This is a genomic window from Pseudomonas sp. P5_B2, from assembly GCF_056400445.1.
Genome location: NZ_JBFULH010001130.1, coordinates 1 through 966, shown reverse-complemented (window position 1 = coordinate 966; position 966 = coordinate 1). Strand labels below are relative to the sequence as shown.

1 protein-coding gene is annotated in these 966 nt (G+C 54.2%); it reads right to left on the bottom strand.

Going from position 1 to position 966, the window contains the following annotated elements; translation table 11 throughout:
* Positions 1 to 390: 390 nt before the first annotated feature.
* The coding region (locus AC1DRJ_RS29670) for a type ISP restriction/modification enzyme (RefSeq protein WP_477805262.1) at positions 391 to 966 on the bottom strand (576 nt) is incomplete at its 5' end.

The following is a 966-nucleotide window of genomic DNA, read 5'->3' as shown; positions in this document are numbered from 1 at the left end:
TAATTGCCCCGCCGCCAAGCATTCCGGGCCGAATGGAACTTTGAAGATGCCGCTACAAACCACAGTTCTGCTTATCAATTCCTTGATAAGCCGTCCGCCGCATTCCTGTCGCTTAACCGATGGTGCAACGCTGATAACCACGTGACGATTGCCACGTGACCCTCAGCGCTGAGCACATCGGGGTGACGACAGTTGTGGGGCGAAGGTAGCTCTGGAGAACACCAAAGCTGGTCAGTTTCCCGACCACCAACTGCAAGCCCGATTCATAACCATGTTTAAAGAGCACCTGGGCGGTAACACCCAGCAATGACAGTTCTACAGAACAGGGAGAATGTTTTCAACCTGAAGAAATGTCACCAGCCATATCTAATGGTCGGTGACACATGCGAATCAGATGTCGACGGGGGGGAGGGATTTCACAATTTTCATGGTTTCCATGCTCACCGTGACCACGCTCTGAAACAGCTCCAGCGAGTACTTGGGGTTGTTCATGGTTTCGATGGCCCAGTCGTTGGCGTCGTTGACGATGCCACTGGCCTTGTCAATACGCACAGCTTGGCGCTCCATCACCCAGTCCAGTGCGGCCTTGCCGTTTACCACGTAATCCCAGGCCGCCTCGGGGATACCCTTGAGGGTGACGCGGTGGTTGTAGATGACTGTGGTCTTATCGCCCTTCTTGGCGAACTTCATCTTCTCCACGCGGTAATCGGCATCTGTCAAAGCGCCCTTGGCTTCGATGGTCAGCGGGTACGGCTCGACGGCTTCGTAGTTCAGATGAAGATTGGCCAGTGCGCGGCCTGCTTTGCTAAAGGCCCAAAAGTCGGCTGATTTCTTTACTGCCGGAATGCGTGGAAGCTCCTTGCTCAGGTTATCGGCGTAACGTTCACGGTAATCCGGTGAATGCAGGATACCGTAAACGTAATAGAACAGATCTTCCTTGCTGATGGCCTCGCCCGGATAGGCGCC